General features: G+C 72.4%; 22 protein-coding genes. 15 read left to right on the top strand and 7 right to left on the bottom strand.

Annotated features, from left to right (window positions below; translation table 11 throughout):
- The first annotated feature begins 125 nt into the window (after positions 1 to 125).
- From IE290_RS01560 to IE290_RS01520, 9 genes are read left to right on the top strand one after another with little or no spacing between them, the layout of a single operon-like run.
- Positions 126 to 1,379: an MFS transporter gene (locus tag IE290_RS01560; protein WP_191242680.1), complete on the top strand. Its 1,254-nt coding sequence runs from the start codon at positions 126 to 128 to the stop codon at positions 1,377 to 1,379.
- Complete coding sequence (locus tag IE290_RS01555; protein ID WP_191242679.1) at positions 1,376 to 2,086, top strand: alpha/beta fold hydrolase; 711 nt, start codon at positions 1,376 to 1,378, stop codon at positions 2,084 to 2,086. The genes IE290_RS01560 and IE290_RS01555 overlap by 4 nt, the downstream gene beginning before the upstream one ends.
- On the top strand, positions 2,083 to 2,835 hold the full coding sequence (locus IE290_RS01550) for an SDR family NAD(P)-dependent oxidoreductase (RefSeq protein ID WP_191242678.1): 753 nt from the start codon (positions 2,083 to 2,085) through the stop codon (positions 2,833 to 2,835). Before IE290_RS01555 ends, IE290_RS01550 begins: the two co-directional genes overlap by 4 nt.
- Before the next feature lie 24 nt (positions 2,836 to 2,859).
- Complete coding sequence (locus tag IE290_RS01545; protein WP_191242677.1) at positions 2,860 to 3,474, top strand: nuclear transport factor 2 family protein; 615 nt, start codon at positions 2,860 to 2,862, stop codon at positions 3,472 to 3,474.
- 10 nt (positions 3,475 to 3,484) lie between these two features.
- Entirely contained in the window at positions 3,485 to 4,306 is an 822-nt protein-coding gene (locus IE290_RS01540; protein WP_191242676.1) for a sugar phosphate isomerase/epimerase family protein, read from the top strand.
- Positions 4,303 to 5,175, top strand: a complete 873-nt coding sequence (locus IE290_RS01535) for an intradiol ring-cleavage dioxygenase (protein ID WP_191242675.1) — start codon at positions 4,303 to 4,305, stop codon at positions 5,173 to 5,175. The genes IE290_RS01540 and IE290_RS01535 overlap by 4 nt, the downstream gene beginning before the upstream one ends.
- On the top strand, positions 5,172 to 6,233 hold the full coding sequence (locus IE290_RS01530) for a maleylacetate reductase (protein WP_191242674.1): 1,062 nt from the start codon (positions 5,172 to 5,174) through the stop codon (positions 6,231 to 6,233). The genes IE290_RS01535 and IE290_RS01530 overlap by 4 nt, the downstream gene beginning before the upstream one ends.
- 23 nt (positions 6,234 to 6,256) lie before the next feature.
- A complete protein-coding gene (locus IE290_RS01525; protein ID WP_191242673.1) occupies positions 6,257 to 7,597 on the top strand; it encodes an MFS transporter in 1,341 nt (446 codons plus the stop codon).
- A 16-nt stretch (positions 7,598 to 7,613) separates the two neighbouring features.
- The gene (locus IE290_RS01520) at positions 7,614 to 8,366 is read left to right on the top strand and encodes an SDR family NAD(P)-dependent oxidoreductase (RefSeq protein WP_191242672.1); all 753 of its coding nucleotides are present in this window, start codon (positions 7,614 to 7,616) and stop codon (positions 8,364 to 8,366) included.
- On the opposite strand, the gene IE290_RS01515 is transcribed toward IE290_RS01520, so the two are convergent.
- The gene (locus tag IE290_RS01515; RefSeq protein WP_191242671.1) at positions 8,353 to 9,207 is read right to left on the bottom strand and encodes an alpha/beta fold hydrolase; all 855 of its coding nucleotides are present in this window, start codon (positions 9,205 to 9,207) and stop codon (positions 8,353 to 8,355) included. The genes IE290_RS01520 and IE290_RS01515 overlap by 14 nt on opposite strands.
- Positions 9,208 to 9,393: 186 nt before the next feature.
- On the opposite strand from IE290_RS01515, the gene IE290_RS01510 reads away from it, so the two are divergent.
- The 4 genes from IE290_RS01510 (at position 9,394) to IE290_RS01495 (ending at position 12,513) form a co-directional block, all read left to right on the top strand.
- On the top strand, positions 9,394 to 10,131 hold the full coding sequence (locus IE290_RS01510) for an IclR family transcriptional regulator (protein WP_191242670.1): 738 nt from the start codon (positions 9,394 to 9,396) through the stop codon (positions 10,129 to 10,131).
- A 97-nt stretch (positions 10,132 to 10,228) separates the two neighbouring features.
- Entirely contained in the window at positions 10,229 to 11,209 is a 981-nt protein-coding gene (locus tag IE290_RS01505; RefSeq protein ID WP_191242669.1) for a thiamine pyrophosphate-dependent dehydrogenase E1 component subunit alpha, read from the top strand.
- A gap of 27 nt (positions 11,210 to 11,236) precedes the next feature.
- Positions 11,237 to 12,283: an alpha-ketoacid dehydrogenase subunit beta gene (locus IE290_RS01500; RefSeq protein WP_191242668.1), complete on the top strand. Its 1,047-nt coding sequence runs from the start codon at positions 11,237 to 11,239 to the stop codon at positions 12,281 to 12,283.
- Positions 12,280 to 12,513 (top strand): biotin/lipoyl-containing protein, encoded by a 234-nt coding sequence (locus tag IE290_RS01495; RefSeq protein ID WP_191242667.1) that lies wholly within the window; start codon positions 12,280 to 12,282, stop codon positions 12,511 to 12,513. Before IE290_RS01500 ends, IE290_RS01495 begins: the two co-directional genes overlap by 4 nt.
- 109 nt (positions 12,514 to 12,622) lie before the next feature.
- On the opposite strand, the gene IE290_RS01490 is transcribed toward IE290_RS01495, so the two are convergent.
- The 4 genes from IE290_RS01490 to IE290_RS01475 are packed head-to-tail and all read right to left on the bottom strand — an operon-like array spanning position 12,623 to position 14,979.
- The gene (locus IE290_RS01490; RefSeq protein ID WP_191242666.1) at positions 12,623 to 12,775 is read right to left on the bottom strand and encodes a hypothetical protein; all 153 of its coding nucleotides are present in this window, start codon (positions 12,773 to 12,775) and stop codon (positions 12,623 to 12,625) included.
- A gap of 29 nt (positions 12,776 to 12,804) precedes the next feature.
- Entirely contained in the window at positions 12,805 to 13,965 is a 1,161-nt protein-coding gene (gene wecB, locus IE290_RS01485) for a non-hydrolyzing UDP-N-acetylglucosamine 2-epimerase (RefSeq protein ID WP_191242665.1), read from the bottom strand.
- Between the two features lie 59 nt (positions 13,966 to 14,024).
- Positions 14,025 to 14,204, bottom strand: a complete 180-nt coding sequence (locus IE290_RS01480) for an LAXTG motif-containing small protein (RefSeq protein ID WP_191242664.1) — start codon at positions 14,202 to 14,204, stop codon at positions 14,025 to 14,027.
- 13 nt (positions 14,205 to 14,217) lie between these two features.
- Positions 14,218 to 14,979 carry a choice-of-anchor protein CoaP gene (locus tag IE290_RS01475; protein WP_191242663.1) on the bottom strand — a complete coding sequence of 254 codons (762 nt, stop codon included), beginning with the start codon at positions 14,977 to 14,979 and terminating at the stop codon, positions 14,218 to 14,220.
- Between the two features lie 197 nt (positions 14,980 to 15,176).
- Between IE290_RS01475 and xrtP the strand changes: the two genes are divergently transcribed.
- Together xrtP and IE290_RS01465 are read left to right on the top strand one after the other, a co-directional pair.
- On the top strand, positions 15,177 to 15,713 hold the full coding sequence (xrtP, locus tag IE290_RS01470; RefSeq protein ID WP_191242662.1) for an exosortase P: 537 nt from the start codon (positions 15,177 to 15,179) through the stop codon (positions 15,711 to 15,713).
- Positions 15,710 to 17,086 carry an XrtP-associated glycosyltransferase gene (locus tag IE290_RS01465; RefSeq protein ID WP_505606740.1) on the top strand — a complete coding sequence of 459 codons (1,377 nt, stop codon included), beginning with the start codon at positions 15,710 to 15,712 and terminating at the stop codon, positions 17,084 to 17,086. The genes xrtP and IE290_RS01465 overlap by 4 nt, the downstream gene beginning before the upstream one ends.
- Positions 17,087 to 17,451: 365 nt before the next feature.
- Here IE290_RS01465 and IE290_RS01460 read toward each other — a convergent pair whose 3' ends face one another.
- The gene (locus tag IE290_RS01460; protein WP_191242661.1) at positions 17,452 to 18,084 is read right to left on the bottom strand and encodes a hypothetical protein; all 633 of its coding nucleotides are present in this window, start codon (positions 18,082 to 18,084) and stop codon (positions 17,452 to 17,454) included.
- A 24-nt stretch (positions 18,085 to 18,108) separates the two neighbouring features.
- Entirely contained in the window at positions 18,109 to 18,450 is a 342-nt protein-coding gene (locus tag IE290_RS01455) for a hypothetical protein (protein ID WP_191242660.1), read from the bottom strand.
- Positions 18,451 to 18,549: the final 99 nt, after the last annotated feature.

Raw genomic sequence — 18,549 nt, 5'->3', positions numbered from 1 at the left:
CGAGAACGCCGTTCGCGCCTGAGGATCGCTGGCAGCACCACCCACCAGGCCCGGAACGAGGAGGTTTCGACGGTGAACGACATCCACGACGGCAGCGCGCCGCTTGCCACTGCGCGGTCGCGACGATGAGCGGCTTCTGGGCCCGCCAGGGCATCGTCCCGAACCTGCGCTGGGGTTTCGTCGCGCTCACCCTCTTCATGGTCGGCGACGGGATCGAAGCCGGGTTCCTGTCGCCGTTCCTGGACGAACGCGGGTTCGGCGCCGGCCAGGTCTCGCTGCTGTGGGGCGTCTACGGGTTCGTGGTCGCCGTGGCCGCGTGGCTCTCCGGCGCGCTCGCCGAGGCGTTCGGCCCCCGCCGGGTGATGCTGGCCGGTTTCGCCATCTGGGTCGTGTTCGAGATCGCGTTCCTGTTCGCGCTCGCCCAGGGCGACTTCACGCTGATGCTGATCGGCTTCGGCATCCGCGGCCTGGGATACCCGTTGTTCGCCTACGGCTTCCTCGTGTGGGTCGCCCTGGACACCCCCGAAGCGGTGATGGGCAAGGCCGTCGGCTGGTACTGGTTCTTCTCCATGCTCGGCCTCGGCGTGCTGGGGTCCTACTACGCGGGCCTGGCGATCCCGCTGATCGGCGAGTTCGCCACACTCGCCTCGTCGCTGGTGTTCATCGGCGCCGGCGGGATCATCCTGGTCCTCGGCGTCCGGGCCCGCCGGCGGGAACCGGCCGACCTCGGCGCGAGCCTGCGCTCGATGCTCGGCGCGTTCACCATCGTCGCGCACCGCCCGAAAGTGGGCATCGGCGGCATCGTGCGGGTGATCAACACGCTCGGCTTCTACGCGTTCGTCGTGTTCCTGACCACCCACATGGTGCGGGACGTCGGACTGTCCACAGCGGAATGGCAGACGGTGTGGGGCACCATGCTGCTGGTCAACGTCCTGGCCAACGCGGTGTTCGGCTACGTCGCCGACCGCGTCGGCCGGGTCCGGACGGTGGCCTGGTTCGGCGGCCTGGCCTGCGCCGTGACCGTGCCGGCGTTCTACTACGTGCCGGAGCTGGTGGGCGCCAACTTCTGGGCGGTGCTCGGCGTGGCGGTGGTGTACGGCGCGGCGCTGGCCGGTTTCGTGCCACTGTCGGCGATCCTGCCGTCGCTGGCGCCGCGGCACATCGGCGGCGCGGTCGCGATCCTCAACCTGGGTGCGGGCGTGAGCCAGTTCCTGGGGCCGGTGGTCGCCGGGCTGACCGGGCCGCTCGGGATCGAGGGCACGATCTGGGTCATCTCCGGCATCTACGTCGCGGGCATCGGGCTCACCCATTGCCTGCGGGACAAGAAGAACACTGCGGCGGACCAGGTGGTCCCCGCGGCGGAAAGGGTACTGCGATGACAACAGCACCGACCGTCGTCCTCGTGCACGGGATGTGGCACGGCGGCTGGGCGTGGGACCGCGTGGCGGGCCTGCTGGAACGGGACGGCCACCCGTGCGTGGCCGTCACCCTGCCCGGCCAGGACCGCGCCCCCGGCGACCCGACCTTCCGCGGCCACTGCGAGCACCTCGCCGGCGTCCTGGCCGGGATCCCGGGCGACGTCGTGCTCGTCGGGCACTCCTACTCCGGCGCGCTGCTGGGCGAGGCCGGCGACGCGCCGAACGTGCGCGGCATGGTGTTCGTGAGCGCGTTCTGCCTGGAACCGGGCGAATCGGTGGCGTCGGTCAACGACGCCGAGGCCGGCTCGCAGGCGGGCGTGAACGACATCCGCCAGGTCGGTGACCACCTGATCATCGACGCGGACACGGCGAAGCACGCGTTCTACCACGACTGCTCCCCCGCCGACGCGGCGAGCGCGGCCGGGCGCCTGACGCCCGAGCACATCAGCACCCGGTCGGGGATCGTGTCGCGGGCCGCGTGGCGGACGGTGCCGTCGCACTTCGTGGTGTGCACCCTGGACCGCGCGTGCACCCCGGAGGTGCAGCGGATGATGGCCGCCCGCGTCGATTCCACCAGCGAACTGGAGGCCGGCCACTCGCCGATGCTCTCGATGCCGGAGGCCGTGGCCGACGAGATCACCCGGTTCGCCGCGAAGGTCCGCGGATGACCGCGCCCGTCGCGATCGTGACCGGCGGCGCCGGCGGGCTCGGCACGGCCATCTCGGAGGTCCTCCTCGGCGACGGGTTCCGCGTCGCGCTGCTCGACCGCCGCGGCGCGAAGGAGGCCGCGGACCACCTCGGCGAGCCGTCCCACGTGCTGGGCGTCGAAGCCGACGTCACCGACGAGGAGTCCGTGCGGGCCGCCGTCGGCCAGGTCGACGCGGCGTGGGGCAGGATCGACGCGCTGGTCAACAACGCCGGCATCGAACCGCAGCACACGCTGGCGGACCTCGACCCGGCCACCTGGCAGGCGACGCAGGCGGTCAACCTCACCGGCCCGGCGCTGATGATCAAGCACTGCATCCCGCACTGGCGCCGCATCGGCGGCGGCCGGGTGGTGTCGATCGGCTCGCGCGTGTGGCTCGGAGGCGCCACCTCCGCCGCCTACGCCGCGTCGAAGGCCGGCCTGGTCGGCCTGACCAGGACGGCGTGCCGGGAACTCGGCGCGCTCGGGGTCACCGTCAACGTCGTTGCGCCGAGCTTCATGCGCACGCCGTTGAACGCGGAGCGGGGCGACCCGGAGTTCGTCGAGGCCTACGCGCGCCGGTTCGCTGCCGCCTCACCGCTGGGCAGGCTCGTGGAACCAGCCGACATCGCGCACGCGGTGGCGTTCCTGCTCTCCGCCCGCGCCGGGGCCATCACCGGCGAAATCCTGCACGTCACGGCCGGGACGCACCTCGCGCCGCACATCCCATGACCACGCACCAGGAAGGACACACCGGTGATCAACCGTGAAGACGCGCTCGCCCTGCGGGAGCTGACCGACAACTGGGCGCTGTGGCGCGACGCCGGCGACTGGGACCGGTTCGCCACCGTCTGGCACCCGGACGAGGGCTGGATGACCGCGACCTGGTTCCAGGGCCCGGCCGCGGAGTTCATCGCCGCCAGCAAGGCCGGGTTCGACCGCGGCGTCAGCATCCTGCACTTCCTCGGCGGCCACACCGCGGACGTCGCCGACGACCGGGCCGTGGCCCAGACGAAGATGACGATCAACCAGCGGGCGAGCGTCGACGGGATCGAGGTCGACGTGGTGTGCACCGGCCGGTTCTACGACTTCTGCGCCCGGCTGGACGGGCAGTGGAAGATCGTGCGGCGCCAGCCCATCTACGAAAAGGATCGGCTGGACCCGGTCGACCCGGCCGCCCGGCTCGCGCTGGACCGTGGCCTGCTGGACCGCTTCCCGGCCGGGTACCGCCACCTCGGCTACGTGCAGACCAAGGCCGGTTTCACCGTCCGCACCGGACTGCCCGGGCTCACCGGGGACGCGGTTCAGCGGCTCTACGACGAGGGCGCCAAGTGGCTGGCCGGCTCGGCCACGCCCGGCGACCCGCACTGAAAGGCGTTCGATGTTCCTCAACTGCAGCGCGAACACCCTGCGGTTCGCCGACCTGCCCACCCGGGTCGCCACGGCGGCCGCCGCCGGGTTCACCGGCATCGGCCTGCGCGTGAGCGACTACCTCGGTGCGGACATGTCCGATGTGGACGTCCGCGACCTGCTCGACCGGCACGGCGTGCGGGTCTTCGAACTGGAGCACACCTGGGACTGGGCGGCCGGCGTGGACCCGGCGGAGGAGGCGATGTTCCGCCTCGCCGAGCGGATCGGCGTGCGTCACCTCAACGTCCCGATGTTCGCCGAGCACCCACTGCCCGCGCTGGTGGAGCCGTTCGCGGCGCTGTGCGACCGCGCCGCCGCGCACGGCGTGCTGGTCGGCTTCGAATTCCTGCCCTACAGCCACGTCCGCACGCTCGGCGAGGTGTGGCAGGTCGTCGCCGCCGCGGACCGTCCCAACGGCGGGATCACCTTCGACCTGTGGCACTGGTTCCGCTCCGGCGGGCAGCCACCGGACCTCACCGGCATTCCCGCATCGAAGATCGTCACCATCCAGCTGTGCGATGTCCTGCGCCAGCCGGGGCCCGACCTGACCGAGGAGGCGCGGCACCGCCGGCTGCTTCCCGGGCAGGGCGCCGGGGACACGCTCGGCACGCTGCGCGCCCTGCGCGAGCACGGCGTCACCGCGCCGGTGTCGGTGGAGGTCTTCTCCGACGACCTCGACGCGCTCCCCGCCGCGGACGCGGCCCGCCTGGCGTTCGACGCGGGCACCGACGTGCTCGACCGCGCGGGCTACCCCGCGCCGTCCTGGCACACCAACCTCGAGGAGGCCCGATGACCACCGGTTTCACCGAGGAGACCTCGGCCGAGGTGGTCGCCGCGAGCTTCGACGGCACCCCGGACCCGCGGCTGAAAGCGATCATGACGAGTCTCGTGACGCACCTGCACGCGTTCGTCAAGGACGTCGAACCGACCGAGGCGGAATGGGAGCGGGCCATCGCCTTCCTCACCGAGACCGGGCAGCGGTGCGACGCCACGCGGCAGGAGTTCGTCCTGCTCTCCGACGTGCTCGGGGTGTCGATGCTGGTCGACGCGATCAACCACCGCACCCCCGCCGGCGCCACCGACACGACCGTCCTGGGCCCGTTCCACATGGTCGAGTCGCCGCCGCGGGAGCTGGGCGCGAACATCTCGCTGGACCACAACGGCGAGCCGTGCGTGTTCGCCGGGCGGGTGACCGCGCCGGACGGCACACCGCTGCCCGGCGCCCGGGTCGACGTGTGGCAGGCCAACGGCGCCGGCTTCTACGACGTCCAGCAGCCGGACGTGCAGCCCGAGCGCAACCTCCGCGGCCTGTTCACCACCGACGGCGACGGCCGGTTCTGGCTGCGCACGGTCGTCCCCCGCTACTACCCGATCCCCGACGACGGCCCGGTCGGGCGCCTGCTCGCCGCCACCGGCCGCCACCCCAACCGCCCCGCGCACATCCACGTCATCGCCGAGGCGGACGGCCACGTGCCGGTCACCACGCACGTCTTCGTCGAGGGCAGCCCCTACCTGGACTCCGACACCGTGTTCGGGGTGAAGGAGTCGCTGGTCCGGCCGGTGACCGAGGTGGACGATCCGGCGCGCGCCGAGCGGTTCGGCGTCGCCAACCCGTTCCGGCTCCTGGAGTTCGACGTCGTGCTCGACAAGGTCCGCGCATGACCCGCGACTTCGTCCACGAGACCCGTCCCGGCCGGGTGGTGTTCGCCGCGGGCGCGCGGCACCGGCTCGCCGCGGAGACCGAGCGGCTCGGCCTGCGCCGCCTGATCGTGATCAGCACCCCGGAGCAGGCCGAACTCGCCGGGGAACTCGCCGCGCCGCTGCGCGACCGGGTCGCGGCGCGGCACCCGCACGCCGCGATGCACGTGCCCGCCGAGGTCGCGGCGGCGGCCGTCGCGCGGGCCCGGGAGACCGGCGCCGACGGCTGCGTCGCCGTGGGCGGCGGATCGGCGATCGGCCTGGCCAAGGCGATCGCGCGGGAGACCGGGCTGCCGATCGTCGCCCTGCCGACGACCTACGCCGGGTCGGAGATGACCCCGATCTGGGGTGTGAGCGAGGACGGCCGCAAGACCACCGGCCGGGACCCCAAGGTGCTGCCCGCCACCGTGCTCTACGACCCGGAGCTGACGGTGACGCTCCCGCCCGCGCTGACGATCACCAGCGGCGTGAACGCCCTCGCCCACTCCGCCGAGGCGCTCTACGCCCCGGACTGCTCCCCGGTCACCGCGCTGGTCGCGGCCGAATCGGTGCGTGCGCTGGCGGGCGCGCTCCCCCGGCTGCGCGACTCACCGTCCAACCCGGACGCCCGCGCGGACGCCCTCTACGGCGCCTGGCTCGCCGGCGCCGCGCTGGGTTCGACCACGATGTCGTTGCACCACCAGCTCTGCCACATCCTGGGCGGCACCTTCGACCTGCCGCACGCGCAAACGCACACCGCCGTGCTCCCGCACGTGCTGGCGGTCAACCTGCCGCACGTCCCCGCGGCGCTGGCCGCACTGCGGTCCGCACTCGGCGCCGCCGACCCGGCCGGGCACCTGTTCCACCTCGCGCGGGACCTCGGCGCCGAAATGTCGCTGAAGATCCTCGGGCTCCCCGAGGACGGCCTGACCGCCGTCATCGACCAGGCACTCGCCTCTCCCTACGCCAACCCCGCACCCGTCACCGAAGCCGCTCTGCGCCGCATCCTCGACGGCGCCCTCACCGGCCGCCCACCCGCCTGACCGGCCTGTCCAACGGAGGACACATGCCCACACTCGACCTGCAAGGCGTCATCGACCGGCACAAGGTCGGGCGGCTGCAACGCCGCGTGCTGCTGCTCTGCCTGGGGGTGGTGACGCTCGACGGGATCGACGTCGCGATGGTCAGCTACCTCGGCCCGTCGCTCATCGCCGACTGGCACATCACCAAGGCCCAGCTCGGGCCGGTCGTCACCAGCGGGCTGCTCGGCCTGGCGCTGGGCTCGCTGGTCGCCGGCCCGCTCGCGGACCGCCTGGGCCGCCGCCGGGTGATCATCGCCTCGCTGGTGTTCTTCGGGGTGATGAGCGCGGTCACGGCCCTGGCCACGAACGTTCTGTGGTTCTCGGTGCTGCGGGTGCTGACCGGGTTCGGTCTGGGCGCGGCCCTGCCGAACGCCACCACCCTGGTGTCGGAGTTCGCCCCGTCGCGGCGGCGCAGCGCGATGATGTCGCTGACCTACTGCGGCATGACCCTCGGCGGCGCGGTCGCCGGTTACCTCACCAACGCGCTCGTCCAGGTCGCGAGCTGGCACTGGGCCCTGGTCGCCGGCGGGGTGCTGCCGCTGGCCTACGCCGTCGTGGTCGGCCTCGCGCTGCCCGAATCGCCCAAGTTCCTCGCCCGCCACGCCGGCCGCCACGACGAACTGGCCCGGCTGATGGCCCGCGCGGTGCCCGAGGAGATCCCGCCCGGCACCCGCTTCACGCTCGACGAACCGCCCGTGGCCGCGCGGGTCCCGGTCGCCGGGCTGGTGGCCCCCCGGTTCCGCACCGGCACGCTGTGCATCTGGGCCGGGTTCGTCGCCGCGTTCTTCATCGTGTACCTGATGAACAGCTGGCTGCCGATCCTGATGACCGACGTCGGGTTCTCGCTGACCGCCGCCGCGACGATCGGGCTCCTGCTGCAGGCCGGCGGCACGATCGGCAACCTCGGCATCGGCTGGCTCATGGACTCCTTCGGCCTGCACCGCACCGTGGCCGTCGCGATGGGCTGCGCGGCCGTCATGCTCGTGCTGGTGGCGCTGGCCCCGCAGGACGTGGTCGTCCTCGGGATCCTGATCTTCGTGCTCGGCATGTTCACCAACACCGTCGGCACCGGGTTCCCCATCCTGTCGGCCGCCTTCTACCCCACGTCGATCCGCGCCACCGGCACCAGCTGGGCCACCGGGATCGCCCGGTTCGGCGCCATCGCCGGCGCCGCGGCCGGCACGGTGCTCGTCGCGATCGGCCTGCACTACCGGCAGGTCTTCCTCGCGCTCCTCCTGCCCGCGGCGCTCTGCGTCGTGGCGGTGACGATCAAGGGACGGCACTCGTCCACACCGGACCGCCGGCGCGCGGGCGTCGGCGTCTGACCAGGAAAGGACACCCATGCGACTGCGGGACAAGATCGCACTGATCACCGGCGCGGCGGGCGGGATGGGCCGGGCCACCGCCGAAGCCTTCGCCCGCGAGGGCGCGACGGTGATCGTCGCCGACATCGTCGACGACGACGGCGCCACGACCGTCAAGGAGATCCAAGCCGCCGGCGGCACCGCCTGCTACGTGCACCTCGACGTCACCGACGAGAACGCGTGGGCGGCCACCGTCGACGAAGTCGTGGACCGGTTCGGGCGGCTCGACGTGCTGGTCAACAACGCCGGGATCAGCGGCACGTTCGACCCCGACCTCACCAGCACCGCGTTCTTCGACCGGCTCATGCTGGTCAACGCGAAGGGCGTGTTCCTCGGCATCAAGCACGGCGCCGCCGCCATGGCCCGCACCGGGGGCGGCTCGATCGTCAACCTGTCGTCCATCTCGGCCTCGATCGGCCAGCTCGGGGTGCACCTGGGTTACGGCGCGTCCAAGGCCGCGGTGAAGTCGATGACCCGCACGGCCGCGGTGCACCACGCCGCCGACGGCATCCGGGTCAACGCGGTCGCACCGGGCATGCTGCCGCCGATGCGCACCTCCCGCGGCTCGGCCGACCCGGTGTGGCGGGCCAAGCAGATCGACGGGGTGCCGATGAAACGGGCCGGGGAGGTGCGCGAGGTCGCCGACACGGTGCTGTTCCTCGCCAGCGACGAGTCCTCCTACGTCACCGGGGTCGCGATCCTGGTCGACGGCGGCCTCACCGCCGTGTGAAGGACTCCACGGCCCGCACGAGTTCCGCCGGCGCCTCCTCGGGGACGTAGTGCCCGCCCGGGACGGCGTGGCCGGTGACCGCGGAGGGGTCGCGGTGGTGGTCTCGCCAGACCTGCACCACGTCACGGCCGGCGAGACCACCCTCGGCGCCCCACAGCACCAGCAGCGGGGCCGCCAGCCGCACCCCGCGGGCGTGGTCGGCCTCGTCGAGTTCGAGGTCCGTGGTGAACCCCGCCTGGTAGTCGGCGAAGGACGCCCGCAGATGCCCGGGTTCGCTGAAGGCGTCGACGTAGTGGCGGAACGTTTCCTCGTCGACGGCGCCGGTTTCGCGCACCCGGGCGAAGAAGTGGCCCAGGTAGACCTCGACGTTGCCGGCGACCAGCTGCTCGGCGAGATCGGCGTTGCGGTGGAAGAACCAGTGCCACATCGCGCTCGCCGAGTCGCGGTCGAACGTGTCCATGACCACCCGGGTCGGCAGGATGTCCAGCAGCACCAGGGCGTCCACCTCGTCCGGACGGTCCAGGGCCCACCGGTGGGCGACCCTGGCGCCGCGGTCGTGCCCGATCACCAGCGCCGAGGTGTGGCCGAGGTGGCGGATCAGGCGGCTGAGATCGGCGGCGGTGGCGCGCTTGTCGTACCCCGTCCCGGTCAGTCCGGAGGCCCCGTAGCCCCGCAGGTCCGGGACGACGACGGTGCGGCCGTGGCTGAGCGGCTCGACGACGTGACGCCAGCACTCCCCCGTCTGGGGCCAGCCGTGCACCAGCACGACCAGTTCCGGCCCATCCCCCTCGACGCGGTAGGCCAGCTCGACGTCATCCAGGCGCACGGTCTCCCGAGGCATGTTTCTCCCTTGCGGTGTCGGTGTTCCGCGGTCCACAGTGCCCGCGCCGCTGGGGGACGCCAAGCGGCTGTTGCCGCCCAGTGGCAAGCCGTGCGGGGTCACCGGGTCGGGCCCGATCCCTTGCCCGCCGCGCGCGTGACCCGGCATCCTGGGTGCGCGGCAACGGGGCGGCGGAGGTGAGGCGGGATGGCGGCTGGACCGACACTGATCGGTTCCGTACAGCGTGCACTGCACCTGCTCGACGCGGTCGGCGCGAGCGAACGGCCGGTCACGGCCAAGGCGCTCGCCCGTGGCGTCGGGCTCCCGCTGCCGACCACGTACCACCTGCTGCGCACCCTGCTCCACGAGGGCTATCTCCGCAAACTCGACGACGGCTACGTGCTGGGTGAGCAGGTCGGCGCACTGCGCAGGCACAACTCGCTGCACGCGCTGCTGCCCAAGATCCGGCCCGTGCTGCGCGCGCTGCGCGACGAGGTGCGCGGCGCGGCCTACCTGTCGCTGTACTCCGGCGGCGAGATCAAGCTGATCGACATCGTCGACGCTCCCGACCTGCCACCCGTGGACCTGTGGGTTGGTGTGCAGGAGGCGGCGCACGCCACCGCGTTCGGCAAGTGCATCCTGTCGTGCCTGGACCCCGCGGCACGGCGCGACCACCTCTCGCGGTACCGGCTCGCCGACCTCACCCCGCACACCATCACCGACACGCGGGTGCTCGAGCAGCGGCTGGCCGAGGGCGGCGGGATCTTCAACGACCGCGAGGAGTACCTCCTCGGCACGGCCTGTCTGGCCACGCCGGTGCGCGCGCCCGGGGTCGTCGGCGCGGTGGCGATCTCGCTGCCCGCGCGCCGGCTGCCCGCGGTGCAGCCGGTGGCCCTGCAGCGGGCGTCGCGACGGGTGTCGCGCGCCTTCGCGCTGCTGTCCTGACCTGCGGAGACCGGCGTTTATCACCATCTGAAATCCGCACCGTTGTCCGCGGCGCGCCACGCCGCGACAGTGACTCCCACACCGATTGGGAGGTCACATGGAACCGGAGGACAGGCTGGGCCTGTACCGCATGATGGTCCTGATCCGCACCTACGAGGAGACGATCCTCCGCGAATACCACGCGGACAAGAAACCCGTGTTCGACATCGGCGCCGGGCTCATCCCGGGCGAGATGCACCTCTCCGCCGGCCAGGAACCGGTCGCCGCCGGGGTGTGCGCGCACCTGAGCGCCGACGACGCCGTCACCGCGACCCACCGGCCCCACCACTTCGCCATCGCGCACGGCGTCGACCTGGAGAAGATGACCGCCGAGATCTTCGGCCGGGTGGACGGGCTCGGCCGGGGCCGGGGCGGGCACATGCACCTGTTCGACCCCGCGACGCACTTCTCGTGCTCCGGCATCATCGCCGAGGGGTATCCGCCGGCCGTGGGCCAGGCGCTGGCTTTCCAGCGGCGCGGCACCGACCGCGTCGCGGTCGCCGTCACCGGTGAGGGCGCGGCCAACCAGGGCGCGTTCCACGAAGCGCTCAACCTGGCGGCGCTGTGGAAGCTGCCGGTCGTGTTCGTGGTGGAGGACAACGACTGGGGCATCTCGGTGCCGCGCAGCGCCTCGACGTGCGTCACGTCGAACGCGCTGCGGGCCGCCGGGTACGGCATCCCCGGTCACCGGGTCGAGGACAACTCGGTGGAGGCCGTGCACGCGGTCGCGGGCGAGGCGGTCGCCCGGGCCCGCGCCGGTGAGGGACCGAGCCTGGTCGAGGTCCACACGCTGCGCCTGTCGGGGCACTTCGAGGGCGACGCGCAGGGCTACCGGTCCGACCTGGAGGGAGTGCCGGGCCGGGACCCGCTGCCGACCTACGAGAAGGAGCTGCTCGCCGCCGGCGTGCTCGACGACGCCGCGGTGTCGTCGATCGCCGCGCAGGCCCGCGACCGCGTCGAGGCGGCGGTCGCGTTCGCCAAGCGCAGCCCGGAACCCGACCCGGCCACCGCCCTGGACTTCGTGTTCGCGCAGGCCTGAACCCACCACCGACGAGGAGAAGCAGCAATGACGCTCACGGATGCCTCGGCATCGTCCTCCGCCCCCGTGCAACGGAAGCTCAGCACCGCCAAGGCCATGGTCGAGGCCATCGCGCAGGAGATGGAACGCGACGAGGACGTCTTCGTGCTCGGCGAGGACGTCGGCGCCTACGGCGGCATCTTCAGCTCCACCACCGGTCTGCTCGAGAGGTTCGGGCCGCGGCGCGTGCTGGACACGCCCATCTCGGAAACCGCGTTCATCGGCGCGGCCATCGGCGCCGCGGTCGAAGGCATGCGGCCGATCGTCGAGCTGATGTTCGTCGACTTCTTCGGCGTGTGCATGGACCAGATCTACAACCACATGGCGAAGATCCACTTCGAGTCCGGCGGCAACGTCACCGTCCCGATGGTCCTGACCGCCGCGGTGGGCGGCGGGTACTCCGACGGCGCCCAGCACTCGCAGTGCCTGTGGGGCACGTTCGCGCACCTGCCCGGGATGAAAGTGGTCGCGCCCAGCAACCCCGCCGACGCCAAAGGCCTGATGACCGCCGCGATCCGCGACGACAACCCGGTGGTCTACCTGTTCCACAAGGGGGTCATGGGCCTGCCGTGGATGGCCAAGAACCGCCGGTCCGTCGGCCCGGTGCCCGACGGGGACCACGTGGTGCCGATCGGGAAAGCGAACATCGTACGGCCCGGCAGCGACGTCACCGTCGTCACGCTGTCGCTGTCGGTGCACCACGCGCTCGACGTGGCCGAGGAGCTCGCGCGGCAGGGCGTCGACTGCGAGGTCGTGGACCTGCGCAGCGTGGTCCCGCTGGACACCGACACGATCCTGGAGTCGGTGGCCCGCACCGGCAGGCTCCTCGTCGTCGACGAGGACTATCTGTCGTTCGGGCTGTCCGGGGAGGTCATCGCCCGCGTCGCCGAACGCGACCCCGGCCTGCTGCGCGCGCCCGCCGCCCGGGTCGCGGTGCCCGACGTGCCGATCCCCTACGCCCGCCCGCTGGAGTACGCCGTGCTGCCGACGCCGGACCGGATCCGCCGGGCGATCCTCGGCCTGGTGAACGCATGACCGACATCGCCTTCCCGCACATCTCCGACAACCAGCCCGACGCCGAAGGTGTGCTCGCCACCTGGTTCGCCGCCGACGGCGACCAAGTCGGCGAGGGCGACCTGCTCGCGGAGGTCGCGGTCGACAAGGTGGACGTGGAGGTGCCGGCCCCGGCCGCGGGCGTGTTGCGGCTGCTCGTGCAGGAGGGGGATGTGGTCAAGCAGGGCGAGGTGATCGCCCGGATCGAGTAGGAGCCCGGCTGCCGCCGGTCCCCTGCCCCGGGACCGGCGGCAGCCGCCCCGGCGGCGGGCCGGCGGGCTCCCGTCCCAGGGCGCCATCGCCGGTGAGGGACCGTGGGAATCACCGGCCGACGGCCTGGTCGTCTTCGCCGATGGCGGAGATCGGGTCGATGATCGCCGGCGGGGCGTCGACCGGTGCCGGGAACGGCACGCTGTCGATCGCCGAACGCCACGCGGTCAGGTAAGGGGTGAGCGGATCGTCATCGGCGCCCATCGGTTCTCCCGGTTCTCGCAGCGGACTGGTCAGGGCACGGGTTCCGCCTCGCTGAGCACGGGGTCGTGTGCCGGCAGCGCGAGCAATTCGGCGATCGCTTCCACGGATCGGAGTGCGGCCTTGCCGTCCCCGTACGGGTTGGCCGACCCGGCCGGCCGCCACCGCCCCGACAGCACGTCTTCGGCGGCCGCGAGGATCGCGGCGGGGTGGGTCCCCACGAGCCGGGCGTGCCCGCTGTCCACCGCCTCCCGGCGCTCGGTCTTGTCCCGCAACACGACGACCGGCGTCGCGAAACTGGGTGCCTCCTCCTGGATCCCGCCGGAGTCGGTGAGCACGACGGTGGCCAGGCGGAGGGCGCGGATCAGATCCGGGTACTCCAGCGGCCCGGTGACCGTCACGCGGGGCACCCCGCCGAGCACCGCGCCGACGTGATGCCGCACCGCGGGGTTGGGGTGCGCCGGGAACAGGACCTCGACGTCGGGATGCCGCGACACCAGGTCGGTCACCGCGGACAGCACCTGCCGCAAAGGCCGTCCCCAGGACTCCCGGCGGTGCGAGGTCACCAGCACGAGCCGCCGCCCCTCCTCGAGCAACCTCAGCTCCATCTCCGCGAGGGCTCGGTTCTTGGCCGGCCACGCACGCGCGGTGATGTGTTCCACGGCATCCACGACCGTGTTGCCCGTCAGGACGACCCGATCGGAGGGCACGCCTTCGCCGCGCAGGGCCGCGACCGCGGCCTCGGTGGGCGCGAGGTGCAGCGCCGCCAGCCGCGAGACCATCTGGCGAACCCCTTCCTCGGGGAACGGGGCGGAGAGGTCGTGCGTGCGCAGGCCCGCCTCGAGGTGGACGACCGGGATTCCGCGCCAGAACGCGGCGAGCGCGCCGGCCAGCACCGTGGTGGTGTCGCCCTGCACCACCAGCGCGGCCGGGCGGCGGTCGCGCAGGACCGCGTCCAGGGCGGGCAGCAGTCCGGCGACGAGCTCGGCCTGGGTTCCGGTGCGACGCGCCGGAAGCGGCAGCCGTTCGTCCACGAGGAGGCCGAACGGCGCGAGCGCCTGCTCGACCATGGCGTCGTGTTGTCCACTGTGGACGATGACGGGACGCAGGGCGGGATGGCCGGTCAGTGCCAGCGCGAGCGGCGCCAGCTTCACGGCTTCCGGGCGGGTTCCGGCGAGCAGCATGATGTCCATGTGATCCTCCTGACGAGTGGGGAGACCGCGGCCGCCGCGCGTGGCGGCGGCCGCGGACCTCATTTCCGGGAATCGGCGAGCCGTCTGCTGCGGCGCGTCGCGGCGATGACCGCCGCGATCCCGAGGAGCAGCAGGATCACGCCGAGCGCGATCCACCAGCCGACGTCGGCACCCGTGTAGGCGAGGGTGCCCGCGGTGCCACCGGCGGTGGTGATCCCGGCGCCGGGCATCCGGTACATCGGCCCTCGCCCGTCAGACGGCGTGCGCGTCGGCGCGACGGCGGCTGAACCAGACGCCCGCCGGCACTCCGATCGCGGTCAGCAGGCCGAGCCCGATCCACATCCCCGCACCGGAGGCCAGCGGCACCGGAAGCCCGGCGGGACCGCACGTCGCGGAGGACACGACGACGTCGCCGGACCCGAGGGATCCGATGACCCCACCGAGCAACCGGACATGGATGGCGTTGACCGTCAAGCTGCCATCCGGGTTGCTGATCTGCTCGTTGAAGGTGATGCTCGCGACGTTGACGCCCAGCGCGCCCACGTTGACGACCGTGTTGGCGGCCGGGTTCGCACCGACCGTGCCGAGCACGCCGAGGTTCAACCCGGCCAGCGTCGCCGATCCGGCGTTGCCGTCCTGGGTGGCGTGGCACTCCGCCGTCACGGCGTCGGCCTTGATCGTGCCGAGCGCGCCGAGGACGCCGACGCTCAGGTCCTCCACGGTCGCCTTGCTGTCCACCGCACCCGTGGTCTCGTCCCGCTCGGCCGAGGTCTGGACCGTTCCGCTGCTGGCGATCCCGGGCACGTCGATGCCCACGAGCGTGCTGGTGGCCGGGCCTTCGGTCGACGCCGCGGCGAGCGGCCCCACCTGCACGGCCGGCTGCCCGAGCAGGGAGACGTCGACGTCCGCGCCGTAGGCCGACCCGTCCCCGGGAGCCGCCGACGCGGGAATCGCGCTCAGCAGAACCACTCCCGCCGCCATCGCGGCGGCGAGCCCGAGTCTTGCTCTTCGCATTGAGACACTCCGATTTCTTCCACGGCCGCGGACGCCCCGTCGGCGTCGCGCCGGCTCGTGATCTTGCTATCGACGGTGCTCGCCCGGCGTCACACAAATCCGGGAAAGATCCCCCTGGCGGGTAGCACTCCTAGGAGTTCTCTGGGAACTCTGGGTAATCTCACCCGAGCTCGTGGGGGGTCTCTTGTGGAGGGTCGATGTCGGCGAACGCTGTCCCGTTGTCCAGCCGTGTCCGGGTCCGGTGGCTCGTACTCGCGATGCTCGCCGTCGTCGGCGTGCTGGTGCTGTGCGAACGGGCGTACCGCACCTTGGAGGTCGAGGTGACCGGCGGCATCCTGCGGTTGATCGGCGACGACGGGGTGTACGTCGCGGGCGCGCGGCAGACCGTCTACTTCGGCCTGGGCGGCGACAAGCCGCTGGGACTGCAGATGACGCCGGAGTGTTCGTCGCTGTTCCTGCTCGTCCCGCTGGTCCTGCTGACCGCCGTGCTCGGGTACCTGCGCCCCGCCAACACCCGGCGCCTCCTGGTGTCCCTGCTGGTCTTCGCCCTCGTCGTCGCCGCCGTCAACCAGCTCCGGATGCTGCTCATCGTCGGTCTGGTGGACTGGTTCGGCGTCTCCACGGGCTACTACTGGGGACACACCCTGATGGGGTCACTCGTCAGTGTCATCGGCGGCGCGATCGCCCTGGTGCTGTTCGTCTGGATCGGCCTGCGCCGGGGGAGAGCCGCGTGAGCGACGAGTCCGTCCAGGTCGTCCTGGGCATCACCCAGGCGTTCGCGCTGATGATGAGCGTGGCGTTCCTCGTCTACGTCGCGGTCATCGTCGTACCGTTCGCACGCCGAAAGCCCCGCCCCAGCGGGGACAGCTCGGCGTTCACGTGGCACTTCTTCGTCCCCTGCCGGGACGAGGAGGCGGTGATCGGAGACACGATCCGCTACCTGCGGTCGACCTTCCCCCAGGCGCACGTGTGGATCGTGGACGACGACTCCGACGACCGGACCGCGGAGATCGTCACCGGCCTGCGGGTTCGCGACAGTGTCGCCGACCCGAACCTGCACATGGTGCGCCGCAGGCGGCCCCACGCCCGCACCGGCAAGGGTGACGCGCTCAACGCCGCGTACGCGCAGCTCGTCGCCTTCCAAGGTCTGCGGGAGGACTACGACCGCGTGGTCGTGGTGGTGGTCGACGCGGACGGCCGGCCCGCTCCGGACTGCCTCGACGTGTGCTCGGCCGGCCACCTCTTCGGCGATCCCCGGGTCGGCGCCGTCCAGGTCGACGTGTGGATGAGCAACCGCGACACCCCGCCGTCGTCGCGGTCCCGGCTGGGCCGGATGTTCGGCCTGAAACTGGCTCAGTTGCAGGACCTGGAGTTCCGCACCGCGATCGCGGCGATCCAGACCTCCCGCCGGTACACCGGCACGATCTCCATGGGCGGCAACGGGCAGTTCACCAGGATGTCCGCACTGGCTTCGATCGGCGGAGCCGAGCTCGAGCCGTGGCGCGGTTCCCTGCTGGAGGACTTCGAGCTGGGGGTGCACCTGCTCATCGCGGGCTGGCGCACCGAGTTCACCGCGGACACCCACGTTTCCCAGGAGGCGCTGTACAGCTTGCGGCGTTTCCTGACGCAGCGCACCCGGTGGGGGCAGGGGACCATGCAGTGCGGACGGTACCTGCGCCGCATCTGGGACTCCGCGCACATCAGCACCTTCGGTGCCGCGGAGATGATGTACTACCTCGCGCAGCCGTGGCTGCAGCTGCTGGGTTCGCTCATCTACCCGATCCCGTTCCTGGTGTTCCTGGGAGCGACCGTGACCGATCCGTCCCGGATGGGCGCCTGGTTCACCGACGGCGGCTGGATCCTCTTCGCCATCTACGGCACGTTCGGTCTCGCGCCGTTCGTCGTGTGGGGACCGATCTACCAGTGGAAGTGCCTGCGCAGCAAGAACTTCCTGCGCGGCCTCGGCATGGGCCTGGCCTACGCGCTCTACATCTACACCTTCTACATCACGTCCTGGCGCGCGCTCGCCCGGCTCGTGCGCGGCCGCAACGGGTGGACCAAGACCCGGCGCAACACCGAACGCGCCGCGGTCGCGGTCGACAGCTGACCACCCGTCCCGAACCGATCGTCGAGGAGAACCATGTCCGCCGTCGTGGTGCGCCGGGCGTTCCGGCGGGTCCGTTGTCCCGGTTGCGGCCGGCGGCGCACCGAGCTCCGCGTCTTCGGGGCGGCGCGTGGCGGCCGGCCCTGGCGCCAGTGCCGGCGCGAACTCCGCACCGCGGCGCGGTTGTGGCGTCCGGCCCCGTCCTGCGATGCCTGTCGCGGGCGGCGAGACCGGCCGCGACGCGCGCGAGGAGGCACCGAAGGAGCACCGGTCCCCCGGCTGCCCCGGACCGGCGCCCGGGGCAGCGCGCGCCGTCGGCGCGGGCGGGCCCGCGGCGGAACGGCACTCGCGCTGCCCCGGGCGGTGGCTCAGCTCTTCCAGACCAGCGGCGAGCCGGAGTAGGCGTCGCCCTTGTCGAATTCGGCGGCGGTCACGCTGCCGCCTTCCCGGGCGGCGGTCAGCACGCACGTCTGGTACTTCGCGCCGGCGGTCGTGAAGTCCTTGCCGGCGCTTTCGGACTCGCACTTGTCGGTGTCACCGCTGATGATCACGCCCGTCGACCGCCCGTCCGCGCCGAGGCCGCGCAGGCTCACCGAGCTGTAGGACAGGTCGGTGCCGCCGACGTTCTCGATGGTCGCCCGGACGTAGAACGGGGTGAGGCCCTTGGCTCGGTCGCCGAACGCCGCCAGGTCCGCGTTGTCGCCCCGCTCGATGGCGGTGACGGTGATCGCGATGGTGCCCGACTTCGAGTTGCCGTATTCGAACGGCACGACCGCGCGCTCCCCCAGCTTCAGCTCGGTGCCCGGCGCGGTCGTCGCGCCCCCGGCCGCCGCGGTCGCCGGTGCGGACGACTCCGGCGGCGGCACGCTGCTGGGCGCGGTCGTGGCGCTGGCCGGGTTCGGCGCCGGGGCGCCGGCCGTGGAGTCGTCGTCGCTGCCGCACGCGGTCAACAGCACCGGGGCCGCCAGGGCAGCGAGCAGGACGGAACGGACGTGCTTCATGGAACTCCTTGCGGTGGAAGGACCTCAGGCCGCGAACCGGACGGCGTGGTCACCGTCCGGGTAGGCCGTGCGGTCGATGTAGACGAACGCGGCCGGATCGGTCGCGGTGATCCTCATGAGGGGGCTCGCGATGCGGATCGCCGGCACGCTGCCCGGCGGCGTGTCGCCGGTGCTGTGCGGCGCGACCACGCCGAACTCGCCCGACGGGACCGGAGTGGCCAGGTCGGTGAGCGCGGTCGCCGCGGGCAGTGCCGGGTTGACCGTCGCCCGCGGGCGCTGCGGCTCCTCGTCCTCCCCTGCGCACGAGGTCACCAGCAGCGCCAGCACGGCCACGGCGACCAGCCGCAGCGCACCCCTCGACCGCATGACAGGCCACCCCTGAACGTCCTCGGCTCCCCGTCGGGCGAGCCCCCTCGCCCCGGACGTTAACCCGTGCGGACGACACGTGGTGTGGGCCGTTCGCAC

The organism is Amycolatopsis deserti, from assembly GCF_014653945.1.
Lineage (GTDB): Bacteria > Actinomycetota > Actinomycetes > Mycobacteriales > Pseudonocardiaceae > Amycolatopsis_E > Amycolatopsis_E deserti.
Note: the sequence above shows the minus strand (reverse complement) of the source record. Positions and strands in the feature narration are given on the sequence as shown.

What these genes read in the sequence shown, in the direction of transcription:
- IE290_RS01495 (WP_191242667.1), top strand. Translation starts at nt 12,280, where the DNA reads ATGACCGACATCGCCTTCCCGCACATCTCCGACAACCAGCCCGACGCC.
- IE290_RS01510 (WP_191242670.1), top strand. Translation starts at nt 9,394, where the DNA reads ATGGCGGCTGGACCGACACTGATCGGTTCCGTACAGCGTGCACTGCAC.
- IE290_RS01475 (WP_191242663.1), bottom strand. Translation starts at nt 14,979, where the DNA reads ATGCGAAGAGCAAGACTCGGGCTCGCCGCCGCGATGGCGGCGGGAGTG.
- IE290_RS01460 (WP_191242661.1), bottom strand. Translation starts at nt 18,084, where the DNA reads ATGAAGCACGTCCGTTCCGTCCTGCTCGCTGCCCTGGCGGCCCCGGTG.
- IE290_RS01525 (WP_191242673.1), top strand. Translation starts at nt 6,257, where the DNA reads ATGCCCACACTCGACCTGCAAGGCGTCATCGACCGGCACAAGGTCGGG.
- IE290_RS01500 (WP_191242668.1), top strand. Translation starts at nt 11,237, where the DNA reads ATGACGCTCACGGATGCCTCGGCATCGTCCTCCGCCCCCGTGCAACGG.
- IE290_RS01490 (WP_191242666.1), bottom strand. Translation starts at nt 12,775, where the DNA reads ATGGGCGCCGATGACGATCCGCTCACCCCTTACCTGACCGCGTGGCGT.
- IE290_RS01455 (WP_191242660.1), bottom strand. Translation starts at nt 18,450, where the DNA reads ATGCGGTCGAGGGGTGCGCTGCGGCTGGTCGCCGTGGCCGTGCTGGCG.
- IE290_RS01535 (WP_191242675.1), top strand. Translation starts at nt 4,303, where the DNA reads ATGACCACCGGTTTCACCGAGGAGACCTCGGCCGAGGTGGTCGCCGCG.
- IE290_RS01480 (WP_191242664.1), bottom strand. Translation starts at nt 14,204, where the DNA reads ATGTACCGGATGCCCGGCGCCGGGATCACCACCGCCGGTGGCACCGCG.
- xrtP (WP_191242662.1), top strand. Translation starts at nt 15,177, where the DNA reads ATGTCGGCGAACGCTGTCCCGTTGTCCAGCCGTGTCCGGGTCCGGTGG.
- IE290_RS01515 (WP_191242671.1), bottom strand. Translation starts at nt 9,207, where the DNA reads ATGCCTCGGGAGACCGTGCGCCTGGATGACGTCGAGCTGGCCTACCGC.
- IE290_RS01560 (WP_191242680.1), top strand. Translation starts at nt 126, where the DNA reads ATGAGCGGCTTCTGGGCCCGCCAGGGCATCGTCCCGAACCTGCGCTGG.
- IE290_RS01550 (WP_191242678.1), top strand. Translation starts at nt 2,083, where the DNA reads ATGACCGCGCCCGTCGCGATCGTGACCGGCGGCGCCGGCGGGCTCGGC.
- IE290_RS01540 (WP_191242676.1), top strand. Translation starts at nt 3,485, where the DNA reads ATGTTCCTCAACTGCAGCGCGAACACCCTGCGGTTCGCCGACCTGCCC.
- IE290_RS01555 (WP_191242679.1), top strand. Translation starts at nt 1,376, where the DNA reads ATGACAACAGCACCGACCGTCGTCCTCGTGCACGGGATGTGGCACGGC.
- IE290_RS01520 (WP_191242672.1), top strand. Translation starts at nt 7,614, where the DNA reads ATGCGACTGCGGGACAAGATCGCACTGATCACCGGCGCGGCGGGCGGG.
- IE290_RS01505 (WP_191242669.1), top strand. Translation starts at nt 10,229, where the DNA reads ATGGAACCGGAGGACAGGCTGGGCCTGTACCGCATGATGGTCCTGATC.
- IE290_RS01530 (WP_191242674.1), top strand. Translation starts at nt 5,172, where the DNA reads ATGACCCGCGACTTCGTCCACGAGACCCGTCCCGGCCGGGTGGTGTTC.
- wecB (WP_191242665.1), bottom strand. Translation starts at nt 13,965, where the DNA reads ATGGACATCATGCTGCTCGCCGGAACCCGCCCGGAAGCCGTGAAGCTG.